Origin of the sequence: Thermus oshimai DSM 12092 (assembly GCF_000373145.1) — a bacterium.
In the GTDB taxonomy this organism is placed as follows: Bacteria; Deinococcota; Deinococci; order Deinococcales; family Thermaceae; genus Thermus; species Thermus oshimai.
Map to the genome: position 1 here is coordinate 68,129 of NZ_KB890602.1, position 13,085 is coordinate 81,213.

At 69.5% G+C, this 13,085-nt stretch carries 15 protein-coding genes; 8 read left to right on the forward strand and 7 right to left on the reverse strand.

The window, feature by feature from the left end:
• Positions 1 to 43 precede the first annotated feature (43 nt).
• Together B043_RS0100460 and B043_RS0100465 are read left to right on the forward strand one after the other, a co-directional pair.
• Entirely contained in the window at positions 44 to 646 is a 603-nt protein-coding gene (locus B043_RS0100460; protein ID WP_016328638.1) for a phosphoribosylanthranilate isomerase, read from the forward strand.
• Entirely contained in the window at positions 643 to 1,440 is a 798-nt protein-coding gene (locus tag B043_RS0100465; protein ID WP_018460529.1) for an inositol monophosphatase family protein, read from the forward strand. Before B043_RS0100460 ends, B043_RS0100465 begins: the two co-directional genes overlap by 4 nt.
• Here B043_RS0100465 and B043_RS0100470 read toward each other — a convergent pair.
• Complete coding sequence (locus tag B043_RS0100470) at positions 1,417 to 1,809, reverse strand: M67 family metallopeptidase (RefSeq protein ID WP_016328640.1); 393 nt, start codon at positions 1,807 to 1,809, stop codon at positions 1,417 to 1,419. The two genes, B043_RS0100465 and B043_RS0100470, sit on opposite strands and share 24 nt — an antisense overlap.
• 47 nt (positions 1,810 to 1,856) lie before the next feature.
• On the opposite strand from B043_RS0100470, the gene B043_RS0100475 reads away from it, so the two are divergent.
• The 6 genes from B043_RS0100475 to B043_RS0100500 are packed head-to-tail and all read left to right on the forward strand — an operon-like array spanning position 1,857 to position 9,878.
• On the forward strand, positions 1,857 to 3,830 hold the full coding sequence (locus tag B043_RS0100475) for an elongation factor G (protein ID WP_018460530.1): 1,974 nt from the start codon (positions 1,857 to 1,859) through the stop codon (positions 3,828 to 3,830).
• On the forward strand, positions 3,831 to 4,715 hold the full coding sequence (locus tag B043_RS0100480; protein ID WP_018460531.1) for an AAA family ATPase: 885 nt from the start codon (positions 3,831 to 3,833) through the stop codon (positions 4,713 to 4,715).
• A complete protein-coding gene (gene ppsA, locus B043_RS0100485; protein ID WP_018460532.1) occupies positions 4,712 to 7,105 on the forward strand; it encodes a phosphoenolpyruvate synthase in 2,394 nt (797 codons plus the stop codon). Before B043_RS0100480 ends, ppsA begins: the two co-directional genes overlap by 4 nt.
• Before the next feature lie 3 nt (positions 7,106 to 7,108).
• A complete protein-coding gene (gene trhA, locus B043_RS0100490) occupies positions 7,109 to 7,726 on the forward strand; it encodes a PAQR family membrane homeostasis protein TrhA (protein WP_018460533.1) in 618 nt (205 codons plus the stop codon).
• A 43-nt stretch (positions 7,727 to 7,769) separates the two neighbouring features.
• Entirely contained in the window at positions 7,770 to 8,444 is a 675-nt protein-coding gene (locus B043_RS0100495) for a response regulator transcription factor (protein ID WP_016328645.1), read from the forward strand.
• Positions 8,445 to 8,450: 6 nt separating this feature from the next.
• Positions 8,451 to 9,878, forward strand: coding sequence for a sensor histidine kinase (locus tag B043_RS0100500; protein ID WP_018460534.1), 1,428 nt, complete (start codon positions 8,451 to 8,453; stop codon positions 9,876 to 9,878).
• Here the strand turns inward: B043_RS0100500 and B043_RS0100505 are convergent.
• From B043_RS0100505 to hemA, 6 genes are all read right to left on the reverse strand, one after another.
• The gene (locus tag B043_RS0100505; RefSeq protein ID WP_018460535.1) at positions 9,838 to 10,191 is read right to left on the reverse strand and encodes a DUF2089 domain-containing protein; all 354 of its coding nucleotides are present in this window, start codon (positions 10,189 to 10,191) and stop codon (positions 9,838 to 9,840) included. The two genes, B043_RS0100500 and B043_RS0100505, sit on opposite strands and share 41 nt — an antisense overlap.
• Before the next feature lie 4 nt (positions 10,192 to 10,195).
• A complete protein-coding gene (locus tag B043_RS0100510; RefSeq protein WP_018460536.1) occupies positions 10,196 to 10,462 on the reverse strand; it encodes a hypothetical protein in 267 nt (88 codons plus the stop codon).
• A gap of 5 nt (positions 10,463 to 10,467) precedes the next feature.
• Positions 10,468 to 10,830, reverse strand: coding sequence for an SHOCT-like domain-containing protein (locus B043_RS0100515; RefSeq protein WP_016328649.1), 363 nt, complete (start codon positions 10,828 to 10,830; stop codon positions 10,468 to 10,470).
• 2 nt (positions 10,831 to 10,832) lie between these two features.
• A complete protein-coding gene (locus B043_RS0100520; RefSeq protein WP_018460538.1) occupies positions 10,833 to 11,063 on the reverse strand; it encodes a hypothetical protein in 231 nt (76 codons plus the stop codon).
• 65 nt (positions 11,064 to 11,128) lie between these two features.
• A complete protein-coding gene (gene ccsA / locus B043_RS0100525) occupies positions 11,129 to 11,881 on the reverse strand; it encodes a cytochrome c biogenesis protein CcsA (protein ID WP_018460539.1) in 753 nt (250 codons plus the stop codon).
• Entirely contained in the window at positions 11,878 to 13,044 is a 1,167-nt protein-coding gene (gene hemA / locus B043_RS0100530) for a glutamyl-tRNA reductase (protein ID WP_018460540.1), read from the reverse strand. Before hemA ends, ccsA begins: the two co-directional genes overlap by 4 nt.
• Positions 13,045 to 13,085 lie beyond the last annotated feature (41 nt).

Genomic DNA, 13,085 nt, shown 5'->3' on the forward strand with positions numbered 1-13,085 from the left:
GGGGTCCTTGACGGCCAAAGGGGGCGTCCTCCAGGCTGGACCTATGCGGGTCAAGATCTGCGGCCTCACCCGCCTGGAGGACGCCCTCTTGGCGGAGGAGCTCGGGGCCTGGGCCTTGGGCTTCGTCTTCGCCCCCCGGTCCAAGAGGCGGGTGGAGCCGGAGGCGGCCCTGGCCATGGGGCGCGCCCTAGGGCCTTTCGTGGTGCGGGTGGGGGTCTTCCAGGACCAGCCTCCAGAGGAGGTCCTGCGGATCATGGACCGGGCCCGGCTCCAGGTGGCCCAGCTCCACGGGGACGAGCCCCCGGAGTGGGCGGAGGCGGTGGGGCGGTTTTACCCGGTCATCAAGGCCTTTCGTCTAGAAGGCCCCGCGCACCCCGAGTGGGCCCACTACCCCGCCCAGGCCCTCCTCCTGGACGGCCGCACCCCCGGGAGCGGGGCGGCCTACCCCCGGGACTGGGCCCGGCCCCTCCTTGGGCGGGGCCTCAGGGTCATCCTGGCAGGGGGGATCAGCCCGGAGAACCTGGAGGAGGCCCTGGCCCTGGCTCCCTACGCCCTGGACCTCTCCAGCGGGGTGGAGGAGGCCCCCGGGGTGAAGAGCCCCGAGAGGCTAAAGGCCCTCTTTGCCCGGCTTAAGATGAAGGGGTGAACCGGCGCCACCCCTACTACCCCCATCTGGAGGCGGCTTTGGAGGCCGCCCACCTGGCCATGGGGATCCACCGCTACTACCTGGAAAAGGGCTTCACCCAGGGCACCAAGTCCGGCCCCACCGACCTCGTCACCCAGGCGGATAAGGAGGCGGAGGAGGCCATCAAAGACCTCCTCCTCGCTCGCTTCCCCGAGGCGGGCTTTTTCGGGGAGGAGGGGGGGAGCGAGGGGAGCGGCACCTTCCGCTTCATCGTGGACCCTTTGGACGGCACGGTGAACTATGCCCACGGCTTCCCCTTCTACGGGGTTTCCATCGCCCTCGAGGCTGAAGGGGCCATCCAGATGGGCCTGGTCATGGACACCGCCCGGGAGGAGGCCTTCTTCGCCCTAAGGGGGGAGGGGGCCTACCTGAACGGCCGCCCCATCCGGGTCACGGAGCGGGGGGAGCTTTTGGGTAGCCTCCTGGCCACGGGCTTCCCCTACGACGTGGCCCAGGACCCCGAGAACCTCACCTACTTCCACAGGGCCCTGAAAAGGGGCCTCCTGGTGCGCCGCCCCGGGGCGGCGGCCCTGGACCTGGCCTACGTGGCCGCGGGAAGGCTGGAGGGCTTTTGGGAAGTCAAGCTCAATCCCTGGGACGTGGCCGCGGGGTGGCTCCTGGTGGAGGAGGCGGGGGGACGGGTGACGGACCTGGAGGGCAGGCCCTACCGCCTGGGCCACCGCTACATCGTGGCCACCAACGGGCGCATCCATGAGGCCCTGCTCCGCACCCTAAGGGGCCTCGAGGAGGTATAGGGGCACCTCCCGCCCCTCCGGGAGGAGGAAGGCCCGCACCCCGTCCGTGCCGAAGATCACGTAGGGCACCCGCCAGCGGGCCTCCCGGAAGTCCGTGGGGCTGGGGAGGGCGGGGCCCTTGGGGTGGGAGTGGTAGATGGCGAGAAGCTCCATCCCCTCGGCTTCCAAGGCCTTTAGGGCCTTGAGGAGGGCCCTGGGCTCCGCCAGGTAGCCCGTGAGGGGGCTCGGGTGGACGTTGGGGAGGGGGAGGACCCGCTCCACCACCCGCCTGCCCCCCCAAAGCCCCACCCCCTCCCGGGGGGCTTCCTTGAGGAGGTGGGTCCGGGTTTCCTCCAGAAGGGGTCTTGGGATGTAGATGGCCTGGGACAAAACGCCCTCCTTCCGTCCTATACTATGGGCACCAAGAAGGAGGGACCATGATCCGAACCGTCGCCCTGGTGGGCCATGCGGGAAGCGGCAAAACCACCCTCACGGAAGCCCTGCTCGTCGCAACCGGGGCCAAGGACAAGATGGGCCGGGTGGAGGAGGGCACCACCACCACGGATTACACCCCGGAGGCCAAGCTCCACCGCACCACGGTGCGCACGGGGGTGGTCCCCTTGCGGCACCGGGGGCACCAGGTCTTCCTCCTGGACGCCCCGGGCTACGGGGACTTCGTGGGGGAGATCCGGGGGGCCCTCGAGGCCGCGGACGCCGCCCTTGTGGCGGTCTCCGCGGAAAGCGGCGTCCAGGTGGGCACGGAAAGGGCCTGGACCGTGGCCGAACGCCTGGGCCTGCCCCGCATGGTGGTGGTGACCAAGCTGGACAAGGGCGGGGACTACTACGCCCTTCTGGAGGACCTGAAGGCCACCCTGGGCCCCATCCTGCCCATAGACCTCCCCCTTTACGAAGGGGGGCGCTGGGTGGGGGTTATAGACGTCTTCCACGGGAAGGCCTACCGCTACGAGGGGGGCAAGGAGGTGGAGGCCGAGGTCCCCGAGGGCGAGCGGGCGCGGGCTCAGGCCTACCGGCAGGAGGTCCTCGAGGCCATCGTGGAGACGGACGAGGGCCTTTTGGAGAAGTACCTAGAAGGGGAGGAGGTCACGGGGGAGGCCTTGGAAAAGGCCTTCCACGAGGCGGTGCGCCGGGGCCTCCTCTACCCCGTGGCCCTGGCGGGGGCCTTAGCCGGCATCGGCATCCTGCCCCTTTTGGACCTCATCCTGGAGGCCCTGCCCTCCCCGGAGGAGCGCTTCGGGGAGGGGCCGCCCCTCGCCAAGGTCTTCAAGGTCCAGGTGGACCCCTTCATGGGCCAGGTGGCCTACGCCCGCCTCTACCGGGGCCAGCTCCTCCCCGGGGATGCCCTGGAGAGCGAGGCCGGAGCGGTGCGCCTCCCCCACCTCTACGTGCCCATGGGCAAGGACCTCCTGGAGGTGGAACGGGCGGAGGCGGGCTACATCCTGGCCCTGCCCAAGGCCGAAAGCCTCCACCGGGGGATGGTCCTCTGGAAGGGGGAGAAGCCGGAAAGCGAGGCCGTGCCCTTCGCCCGCCTCCCCGAGCCCAATGTGCCCGTGGCCCTAAGGCCCAAGGGGCGCACGGACGAGGCCAAGCTGGGGGAGGCCTTGAGGAAGCTTTTGGAGGAGGACCCGAGCCTCAAGCTGGAGCGCCAGGAGGAGACCGGGGAGTTCCTCCTCTGGGGGCATGGGGAGCTTCACCTCACCACCGCCAGGGAGCGCCTCTTGGACTACGGGGTGGAGGTGGAGTTTTCCGTGCCCAAGGTGCCCTACCGGGAGACCATCAAGAAGGTGGCCGAGGGGCAGGGGAAGTACAAGAAGCAGACCGGGGGGCACGGCCAGTACGGGGACGTGTGGCTCCGCCTGGAGCCTGCTCCCGAGTACAGCTTTGAGTGGCGCATCACCGGCGGGGTCATCCCCAGCAAGTACCAGGAGGCCATCGAGCAGGGCATCCTGGAGGCGGCCAAGAAGGGGGTGTTGGCGGGCTACCCGGTGATGGGCTTCAAGGCCATCGTCTTTAACGGCTCCTACCACGAGGTGGACTCCTCCGATCTGGCCTTCCAGATCGCCGCCAGCATGGCCTTCAAGAAGGTGATGGAGATGGCAAGCCCCACCCTCCTAGAGCCCATCTACCGCCTCAAGGTGGTGGCCCCCCAGGAGCGGGTGGGGGACATCCTCTCCGACCTCCAGTCCAGGCGGGGGCGCATCCTGGGCATGGAGCAGGATGGGGCCCTAAGCGTGGTCCAGGCGGAGGTGCCCCTGGCGGAGGTCTTAGAGTACTACAAGGCCCTTCCCGGCCTCACCGGGGGGGCGGGGGCCTACACCCTGGAGTTCAGCCACTACCAGGAGGTCCCCCCCCACCTGGCCCAAAGGATCGTCCAGGAGAGGCGGGAGGCCTAGGTGGAGGCCCTAAAGGAGGCCCTTTCCCGGGTGCTTTTCGGCCAGGAGGAGGCCATCGAGGCCCTCCTCGCCACCTTCCTCGCCGGGGGGCACGCCCTTTTGGAGGGCATGCCCGGCCTGGGGAAGACCCTCTTGGCGGAGAGCTTTGCCCGGGCGAGCGGCCTCACGTATAGGCGCATCCAGTTCACCCCCGACCTCCTCCCCCAGGACCTCACGGGGAGCGAGGTCTTCCGGGAAGGGCGCTTTGAGTTTATCCGGGGTCCCCTCTTCGCCCAGGTGGTCCTGGCGGACGAGGTGAACCGCGCCCCCCCCAAGGTCCAGTCCGCCCTCCTGGAGGCCATGCAGGAGGGGGCGGTCACCGTGGGGGGGGTGCGCCACCCCCTCCCCCAGCCCTTCTTCGTGGTGGCCACGCAGAACCCCCTGGAGCTGGAGGGCACCTACCCCCTCCCTGAGGCCCAGCTGGACCGCTTCATGGCCAAGATCCCCTTCCGCCCCCCCCGGCGCGAGGTCTGGCTCCGGATCCTCACCGAGCCCCCCACCCCCCCGGAGCCCCAGGGGGTGGACCTTCTTGGGGTGCGGGGGGAGGTCCAGGGGGTGCGGGTGGCCAAGGAGGCCCTGGAGGCCATCGTGAACGTGGCCTTCCTCCTCTCGGAGGACCGGAGGCTGCGCATGGGCCTCTCCCCCCGGGGGGCCAAGGCCTGGCTGGCCCTGGCCCAGGCCCTGGCCTACCTGCGGGGCAAGCCCTTTCTGGACTGGAAGGAGCTCAAGGACGCGGCCTTCCTGGCCCTGCCCCACCGGCTTTTCCTCACCGAGGAGGCCCAGTACGAGGGGGAGAAGGAGGAGGCCGTCCTTAAGGAAGCCCTGAGGAAAGGAGGCGTGCCGTGAGGTGGGTCCGGTTTTTTGAAGAGGTGGGCCTCGAGGACGTCCCCCTGGTGGGGGGGAAGAACGCTTCCTTGGGGGAGATGATCCGTACCCTCACCCCCCTGGGGGTCAGGGTGCCCGAGGGCTTCGCCACCACCAGCGAGGCCTACCGCTATTTCCTTAGGGAAAACCGCCTGGAAGAGGCCATCGCCCGGGAGCTTTCCGCCTTGGACCCCTTGGACCCCAAGGCCCTCCAAGGCGCAAGCCGCCGCCTGAGGAACCTCATCCTGAAAGGGGCCTACCCCGAGGACCTCAAGGAGGAGATCCTCCTTGCCTACCGCACCCTAAGCGAGCGGGCGGGGGAGGAGGCCCTGCCCGTGGCGGTGCGCTCCAGCGCCACCTTGGAGGACCTCCCCACCGCCAGCTTCGCCGGCCAGCAGGAGAGCTACCTCTACGTCCAGGGGGAGGAGGACCTCCTCCTCCACGTGAAGCGGGCCATGGCCAGCCTCTTCACCGCCCGGGCCATCAGCTACCGGGCCCACATGGGCTTTGACCACCTGAAGGTGGCGCTTTCCGTGGGGGTCCAGCGCATGGTGCGGGCGGACCGGGGGGCCAGCGGGGTCATCTTCACCCTGGACCCGGACACCGGCCACCGGGGTTTCGTCTACCTCACCGCCATCTTTGGCCTGGGGGAGAACATCGTCCAGGGGCGGGTGGGGCCCGACCAGTACTACGTGCACAAGGACACCCTGCGCCAGGGCTACAAGGCCCTGGTGGCCAAGCGCCTGGGGGCCAAGGAGCTCACCCTGGTCTACGACCCAGAGGAGGGCCGCCTGAAAAACCGGCCCACCCCGCCCTACCTGCGGAGCACCTTCGCCCTGAAGGACGAGGAGGCCCTCCTCCTTGCGGACTGGGCCCTGCGCATCGAGGAGCACTACTCCGGGAAGCGGGGGGCCCCAACCCCCATGGACATCGAGTGGGCCAAGGACGGGGTCACGGGGGAGCTCTTCGTGGTCCAGGCCCGCCCCGAGACCGTCCACGCCCAACGGGCCCCGGTCCTCAAGGTCTACCGCCTCCTCGCCCGGGGGGAGGTGTTGGCGGAGGGGCTCGCCGTGGGGGAGGCCATCGCCTCGGGCCGGGCCCGGGTCCTCAAAGACCCCAAGGAGATGGACCGCTTCCAGGAGGGGGAGGTCCTGGTCACGGAGACCACCAACCCCGACTGGGAGCCCATCATGAAGAAGGCGGCGGCCATCGTCACCGAGCGGGGCGGGCGCACCTCCCACGCGGCCATCGTGGCCCGGGAGCTGGGGGTGCCCGCGGTGGTGGGGGCGGTGGGGGCCACCCGGGCCATCCCCGAAGGGGAGGAGACCACGGTCTCCTGCGCGGAAGGGGAGGTGGGCCGGGTCTACCGGGGGCGGCTTCCCTTTGAGGTGGAGGAGGTGCGCCCCGAGGCCCTGCCCAGGACCCGCACCCAGATCCTGGTGAACGTGGGCACCCCGGAGGAGGCCCTAAAGGCGAGCCTCCTCCCCACGGACGGGGTGGGCCTGGCCCGCATGGAGTTCATCTTTGCCAGCCACGTGCGCGTCCACCCCCTGGCCCTCACCCGCTACGAGACCCTGCCCAAGGAGGTGCGCCGCCAGGTGGACGAGCTCACGGAGGCCTACCGCGACAAGCGGGCCTACTTCGTGGACACCCTAAGCCAGGGCATCGCCCTCATCGCCGCGGCCTTTTACCCTAGGCCCGTCCTCCTCCGCTTTTCCGACTTCAAGACCAACGAGTACGCCCGCCTCATCGGGGGCCACCTCTTTGAGCCCAAGGAGGAGAACCCCATGCTGGGCTGGCGGGGGGCGAGCCGCTACTACCACCCGGACTACAAGGAGGGCTTCCTCCTGGAGGTGGCCGCGGTGAAGCGGGTGCGGGAGGAGATGGGGCTTAAGAACCTCATGGTCATGGTGCCCTTCTGCCGCACCCCGGAGGAGGGGATGAGGGTGCTGGAGGCCATGGCCGAGGGGGGGCTTAAGCGGGGGGAGGACGGCCTCCAGGTCTACGTGATGGCGGAGATCCCCTCCAACGTCCTCGAGGCCGAGGCCTTCGCCGAGCTCTTTGACGGCTTCTCCATCGGCTCCAACGACCTCACCCAGCTGGCCTTGGGCCTGGACCGGGACTCGGAGCGGGTGGCCCCCCTCTTTGACGAGCGCCGGGAGACGGTGAAGAGGCTCTGCGCCCTCCTCATAGAGAAGGCCCACGCCAAGGGGCGGAAGGTGGGCATCTGCGGCCAGGCCCCCTCGGACTACCCGGAGTTCGCCGCCTTCCTGGTGGAGCAGGGGATAGACTCCCTAAGCCTCAACCCCGACGCCCTCCTCCGCACCGTGCGCGTGGTGGCGGAGCTGGAGGCCCGCCTTGGGGTAAGCTAGGGTGTGCTGCGCGAGCCCTTTAACGCCCTAAGCCACGCCCTGGGGGTGCCCTTGGCCCTGGTGGGGGGGCTGGCCCTCCTCCTGATCGCCCCCCGGGAGGCCTGGCCGGCCCTCCTCGCCTTCGGCCTTTCCATGGCCCTCCTGTTTTTGGCCAGCGCCCTCTACCACGCCCTGAGGGTGGGGGAAAAGGCCCTCCTTGGGCTCCGCCGCCTGGACCACGCGGCCATCTTCCTCTTCATCGCCGGAAGCTACACCCCCTTCCTGGTGGAGGGGCTGGAGGGGGGTGGGAGGGCCTGGGCGTTGGGCCTGGTCTGGGGCCTCGCCCTCTTGGGGGTTCTCTTCCGCCTCTTCTTCCTCAAGGCCCCCCGCCTCCTCTACACCCTGGCCTATTTGGGCCTGGGGTGGCTTTCCGTCCTCTTCCTGCCCCGGCTGGACCTACCCCTTTCCACCTTCGCCCTCCTGGCCCTGGGCGGGGCCTTCTACACCCTGGGGGCCGTGGTCTACGCCAAGAAGCGCCCCAACCCCTGGCCGGACCGGGTGGGCTTCCACGGCCTTTGGCACCTTCTCGTCCTCCTGGGGAGCCTCTTCATGTACCTGGCGGTCCTCAGCCTCTACCTCTAGCCCCGCCTTTACTTTCTCATGAGAAAGCGAGTACCCTGGAGGCATGGAACCCCCTCTGATCCTGATCATTGAGGACGAGAAGGACATCGCCCGCTTCATAGAGCTGGAGCTCCAGGCGGAGGGCTACCGCACGGAGGTGGCCCACGACGGCATCACCGGGCTTTCCCGCTTCCGGGAGGTGAGCCCCAACCTGGTCATCCTGGACCTGATGCTCCCGGTGATGGACGGGATTGAGGTGGCCAAGCGCATCCGCAAGACCTCCAACGTGCCCATCCTCATCCTCACCGCCAAGGACCGGGTGGAGGACAAGGTGGAGGGCCTGGACGCGGGGGCGGACGACTACCTGGTGAAGCCCTTTTCCATTGAGGAGCTCCTGGCCCGGGTGCGGGCCCACCTGCGCCGGGTGACCCCGGCCATCAGCGGGGAGATCCGGGTGGCGGACCTCATCCTGAACCTCGAGGGCCGGGAGGTCTTCCGCCAGGGCCGCCGGATTGAGCTCACCAACAAGGAGTTTGAGCTTTTGGAGCTCCTTGCCCGGAACCCGGGCAAGGTCTTCAGCCGCTACGAGATCGAGGAGAAGGTCTGGCCCGGCTACCAGGGGGGAAGCAACGTGGTGGACGTGTACATCGGCTACCTGCGCAAGAAGCTGGAGGCGGGGGGGGAACGGCGGCTCATCCACACCATCCGGGGCGTGGGCTACGTGCTCCGGGAGGACTAAGGCCCCTTGACCCTCCGCGCCCGCATCGCCCTCCTCACCACCGGCCTCCTCTTGGTGGCCCTTCTGGTCCTGGGGGTGGTCCTCCACGGCCTCTTGGGGAACTTCCTCCTGGGGAGCCTGAAGCGGGACCTGGTGGAGGCCAGCGCCCAGGTGGTCCGCCTCCTGAACCTGGGGGGGCAGGCCCTTTTGGAGGCGGGCCTCCCCGCGGACCTCTACGCGGAGATCCAGCTGGTCTTGGAGGAGGACCCCGCCCTCCTGGCCCGGGAGGGGGGGATCAGCCTGCAGAGAAGCCCCGCCCTGGGGGCCCACCGGCTCCTTCTCTCCCAGGAGGCCTACCGGGCCCTCCTGGATAGGGGGGAGGTCTGGACGGAGGTGGCCCTGCCCCGGGAGGGGCCTCCCCTGGTCCTTTTGGTCTACGGCCGGAAGGTGGAGGTGCGGGTGGGGGGCACCCCGTGGAAGGGGCTTCTCCTGGTGGGCCGCCCGGTGGAGGGGGTGCGGGCCACCCTGGCCCAGTTCGCCCGGCTCTACGCGGCCACGGCCCTTCTGGTCCTCCTTTTGGTCTTCCTCCTCCTCCGCCCCCTCCTCGCCCGGGCCCTGGAGCCCCTGGAGTGGGTGGCGGCCAAGGCCCGCACCCTGGTGGGCCCAGAGGGCGCCCTCCCCCGGCGGATCGAGCCCTTACCCGAGCCCCTGGTCCAGGACGAGGTGGGGAGCCTGGTGCGGGCCCTAAACGGGATGCTCCTCCGCCTCCAGAAGGCCCTGGAGGCCCAGGTGCGCTTCCTCCAAGACGCCTCCCACGAGCTCCGCACCCCCCTTACGGCCATCCTGGGCCATGTGGGCTACCTCCTCCGCCGCACCCCCCTCACGGAGGCCCAGCGGGAGAGCCTGGAGGTGGTGAAGCGGGAGGCGGAGCGCATGGGCAAGCTGGTTTCGGACCTCTTGGAGCTCTCCCAGACGGGAAGCTGGCGCTTGGAGCCCGCCCCCTTGCGCCTTCTGGACCTTCTGGAAGAGGCGCAGGAGGAGTTTTCCAAGAGCTTTGAGGGGGAGATCCGGGTGGAGGCCTCCCCGGACCTGTGGGTCCTGGGGGATAGGGACCGGCTCCACCAGGTCTTCGCCAACCTCCTCTCCAACGCCCTCAAGGCCGGGGCCAAGACGGTGTGGCTTCGGGCCTTCGGGGTGGAGGGGCGGGTGGTGGTGCGGGTGGAGGACGACGGGGAAGGCATCCCGGAGGAGCACCTCCCCCACCTCTTTGAGCGCTTCTACCGGGTGGACAAGGCCCGGGACCGGGCCCGGGGGGGGTCGGGGCTGGGGCTTGCCATCGTGAAGGCCATCCTCGAGGCCCACGGGGGGGAGATCTGGGTGGAGAGCGAGGTGGGGAAGGGTACGGCCTTCAGCTTCACCCTTCCTTCAGCCGCGCCACCGCCTCCTCCACCGTGATCTCCCCCCGCCTTAGGGCCTCCAGCACCTCCAGGCGCCCGGCCCGGGTTTCCTCCTCGTCTTCATAACCCAGGGCTTTCAGGAGGGCGTCCAGCCTGGCCCGCACCGTGGGGTAGGAGACCCCCAGGGCCCGCTCCACCTCCTTGAGGTTGCCCCGGGCCTTTACGAAAAGCCTTAGGAACTCCAGGTGTTCCTTAGGAAGGAGGGCGAACTCGTTGGGGGCGAAGCGGCCCGAGACCTCGGTGCCGCAGGCGGGGCAGAGGAGGACCTTCACGGAAAGGGGCCCCTCGCAGGCGGGGCAGCGCACGGGCATGGGCCTAAAGGAGCTCAAGCCGCACCTCCTTGCCTTCCACGCGGACCTGGAAAAGAAGGGTGGGGGGCAGGGCGCGCAGGGCAAAGACCGCTTCCCAAGGCACCCCAAACCGGGTTCCCTTCAGGAGGGCCCGGGTTTTGAGGGCGAAGAGGAGGAGGAGAAGCCCCCACTCCAGAAGGCTCAAGGGGCAGGGGAGCCTCAGGCCCCCCACCCCCAGGACCAGGAAGCGGGGCCGTAGGGGGTAGGGCCTTCGGACGCCAGGGTGGGCCATGGGTTCTACACCACCTCCACCAGGATCTCCACCGGCTCCCCGTCCTCCTCCGCCGCCACCTCCAGGAGCTTCCCCTCTGGGATCCCGGTCCGCACCTCCTGGAGGAGGGCGGAAAGGTCCACCCCCTTTTCCCTTAGCTTGGCCTTGGCCTCCTGGGGCAGAAAGGTTTCCACCATCTGGGCCAGGGCCAGGGGCAGGTTCAGCTGGATGCGCACGGGCTTGCCCTTATCCGTGGCCTGGACCCGCACCCTAAGGAGGCGGGCCTCCCCCTTGGGCCTCTCCTCCAAGGCCTTGAGGAGGGCCTCGGCCTCCTCGAGGCCGATCGCCCCCGCCTGCAGCATCTCCAACACGCGCCTTTTCTCTTCCATCCTCATCCCTCCCGTCCCATGTTCCCCAAAGACGGCCAGGTATGGGCCGCCTCTTTGCGCTCCAGGCGCTCCGCCAGGCGCAAAAGCTCCTTGGCCGCGGCCTTTAGGAGGCGGGCGAGCACCCCGTTCCAGGGCCTCCGGAAGGGCTTTAGCCCCCGTTCCCGTTCCGCCTCCTCCAGAAGGGCCTGGTGGTGGGCCTTCCCCGCTTCTAGGTACCCCCAAGGGCCGAGCATCCCGCCTCCTTTCAAGGAGGATTGTAAACCCAAAGTTTATATTTTGTCAACCCCAACTTGACACTTTAAAAACCCAGCCCCGAGGGGTGGCGGGAGCCCAGGAAGGGCGCCCCCAGGAAGGCGAAAAGGAGCGCGGCGTAGGCCAAAAGGAGAAGCCACGCCCGAACCCTCTCCCCAAGCCCCTCCTCCAGGGCCAGGTAGAGGGCGAGGAGCGCCCAGCCAAAGAGGACGGAAAGCTCCTTGGGGTCCAGGCTTAAGGGCGTGCCGAAGTACCCGAAGGCCCAGGCCATGCCGCTTCCCAGCCCCAAGGTGACGGCCAAGAACCCCGCGCGCGCGTAGGCCCGCTCCAGCCGCCTCAGGCTCCAAAGGGGGGGGGCGCTTAAGGCCTTCTCGGGGGCGGTGCGCAGGTAGCGGTCCTGCAGGGCGCAAAGCACCCCCGCCCCCACCCCCACCGCCAGGGCCAGGTACCCCACCAGGAAGGCCCCCGCGTGGAACAGGGTGAGGCCCAGGGGCAGGGGCCCCCCGGGGTGGGGGAGGGCCTTTAGGGCGAAGAGGCCCAGGAGAAGGGCGAGAAGGAGGAGGTAGCGGCGGAGAAGGGCCAGGCGGGGCCGTAGGAAGAGGGTCCCCGCCCGCAGGGCGAGAAGCCCTCCTAGCAGGAGGGCCAGCTGGGCGGGGCTGGTGAGGGGGCCCTTGGCCAGGGCCTCCAGGAGGGCGGTGAGGAGGTAAACCGCACCCCCCAGCCACGCCCCCCAGGGCCAGAAGAGCCCAAGCCCCAAAAGGCCGAGCCCCAGGAAGGCCAGGAGGCTTAGGAGGGTCATTTCAGGGCCAGGAGGGGGCAGGCCGCGGGGCAGGGGGGCCCCTCCAGGCGGCGGATGGCCTGCCGCTTCAGGTTCAGGATAAGGGGGTGGGCCCGCCGGCCCGCCTCCTTGTGCAGGGTGAGGGGGTCGGCCTCCGGCATCTCCGCCTCCACCCACCGGCGCATGCGCAGGCGGACCTCCTCTATGGCGGTGCGCACCCGGTGGCCCGCGTACCACTCCAGGTAGTCCCCCACGGCCTTCTCAATGAGGGCCTCCACCTTGGGGATCTCGCCCTTGCGGGCCTCGAGGTTCTTCTGCACCACCCGTTCCAGGTCGTCCAGGTTGTAGAGGTAGGCGTGGGGCAGGCGGGCCACCTCGGGGTGGATGTTCCGGGGAAGGGCGATGTCAATCAGGAAAAGGGGCTTCCGCCTCCTGGGCAGGTCCTCGGGGTGGATCAGGTAGTGGGGGGCGGCCGCGGAGGCCACCACCAGGTCCGCCTCCTTCAGCACCTCCTTGAGGGCCTCCAGGCCGAAGGCCCGCCCCCCCACCCGCTCCGCCAGGGCTAGGGCCTTTTGGGGGGTGCGGTTCACCACCAGGACCTCCCCCACCCCCTGGGCCTTTAGGTGGGTGAGGAAAAGCTCCGCCATCTCCCCCGCGCCCAATACGGCCACCTTGAGCCCGGAAAGGTCCCCGTAGACCGCCAGGGCCAGGTCCAAGGCGGCGTAGGCCACGCTCACCGCCCCCTGGCCGATGGCGGTTTCGCTCCGGGCCCGTTTGCCCAGGGCCAGGGCGGACTGGAAGGCCTTTTCCAGCAGGCCCTCCGTGGCCCCGTGCTTCCGGGAGAGGAAAAGGGCCTCCCGCACCTGGCCCAGGATCTGGGCCTCCCCCATCACCAAGGAGTCCAGGCCCGCGGCCACCCGGAAGAGGTGGCGCAGGGCCTCCACCCCCCGCTTCTCGTAGAGGTGGGCCGGGCCCACCCCCCGCTCCAGGAGGAGGGCGCGGGCGGCCTCGAGGCTTCCCACCCCGTAGATCTCCGTGCGGTTGCAGGTGGAAAGCACCACCCCCACGCCGAGCCGCCTTAAGGCCGCAGGCAGGGCCACCAGGGGATCCAAAGCCGCCCGCTCCCGCACCGCTAGGGGAGCGGTCTTGTGGGAGAGGCCCACCAGGTACAAGGAGAGCGGCATACGCCTCCTACAGTCTAGCCCTAAGGGGCCGGGACATCTAT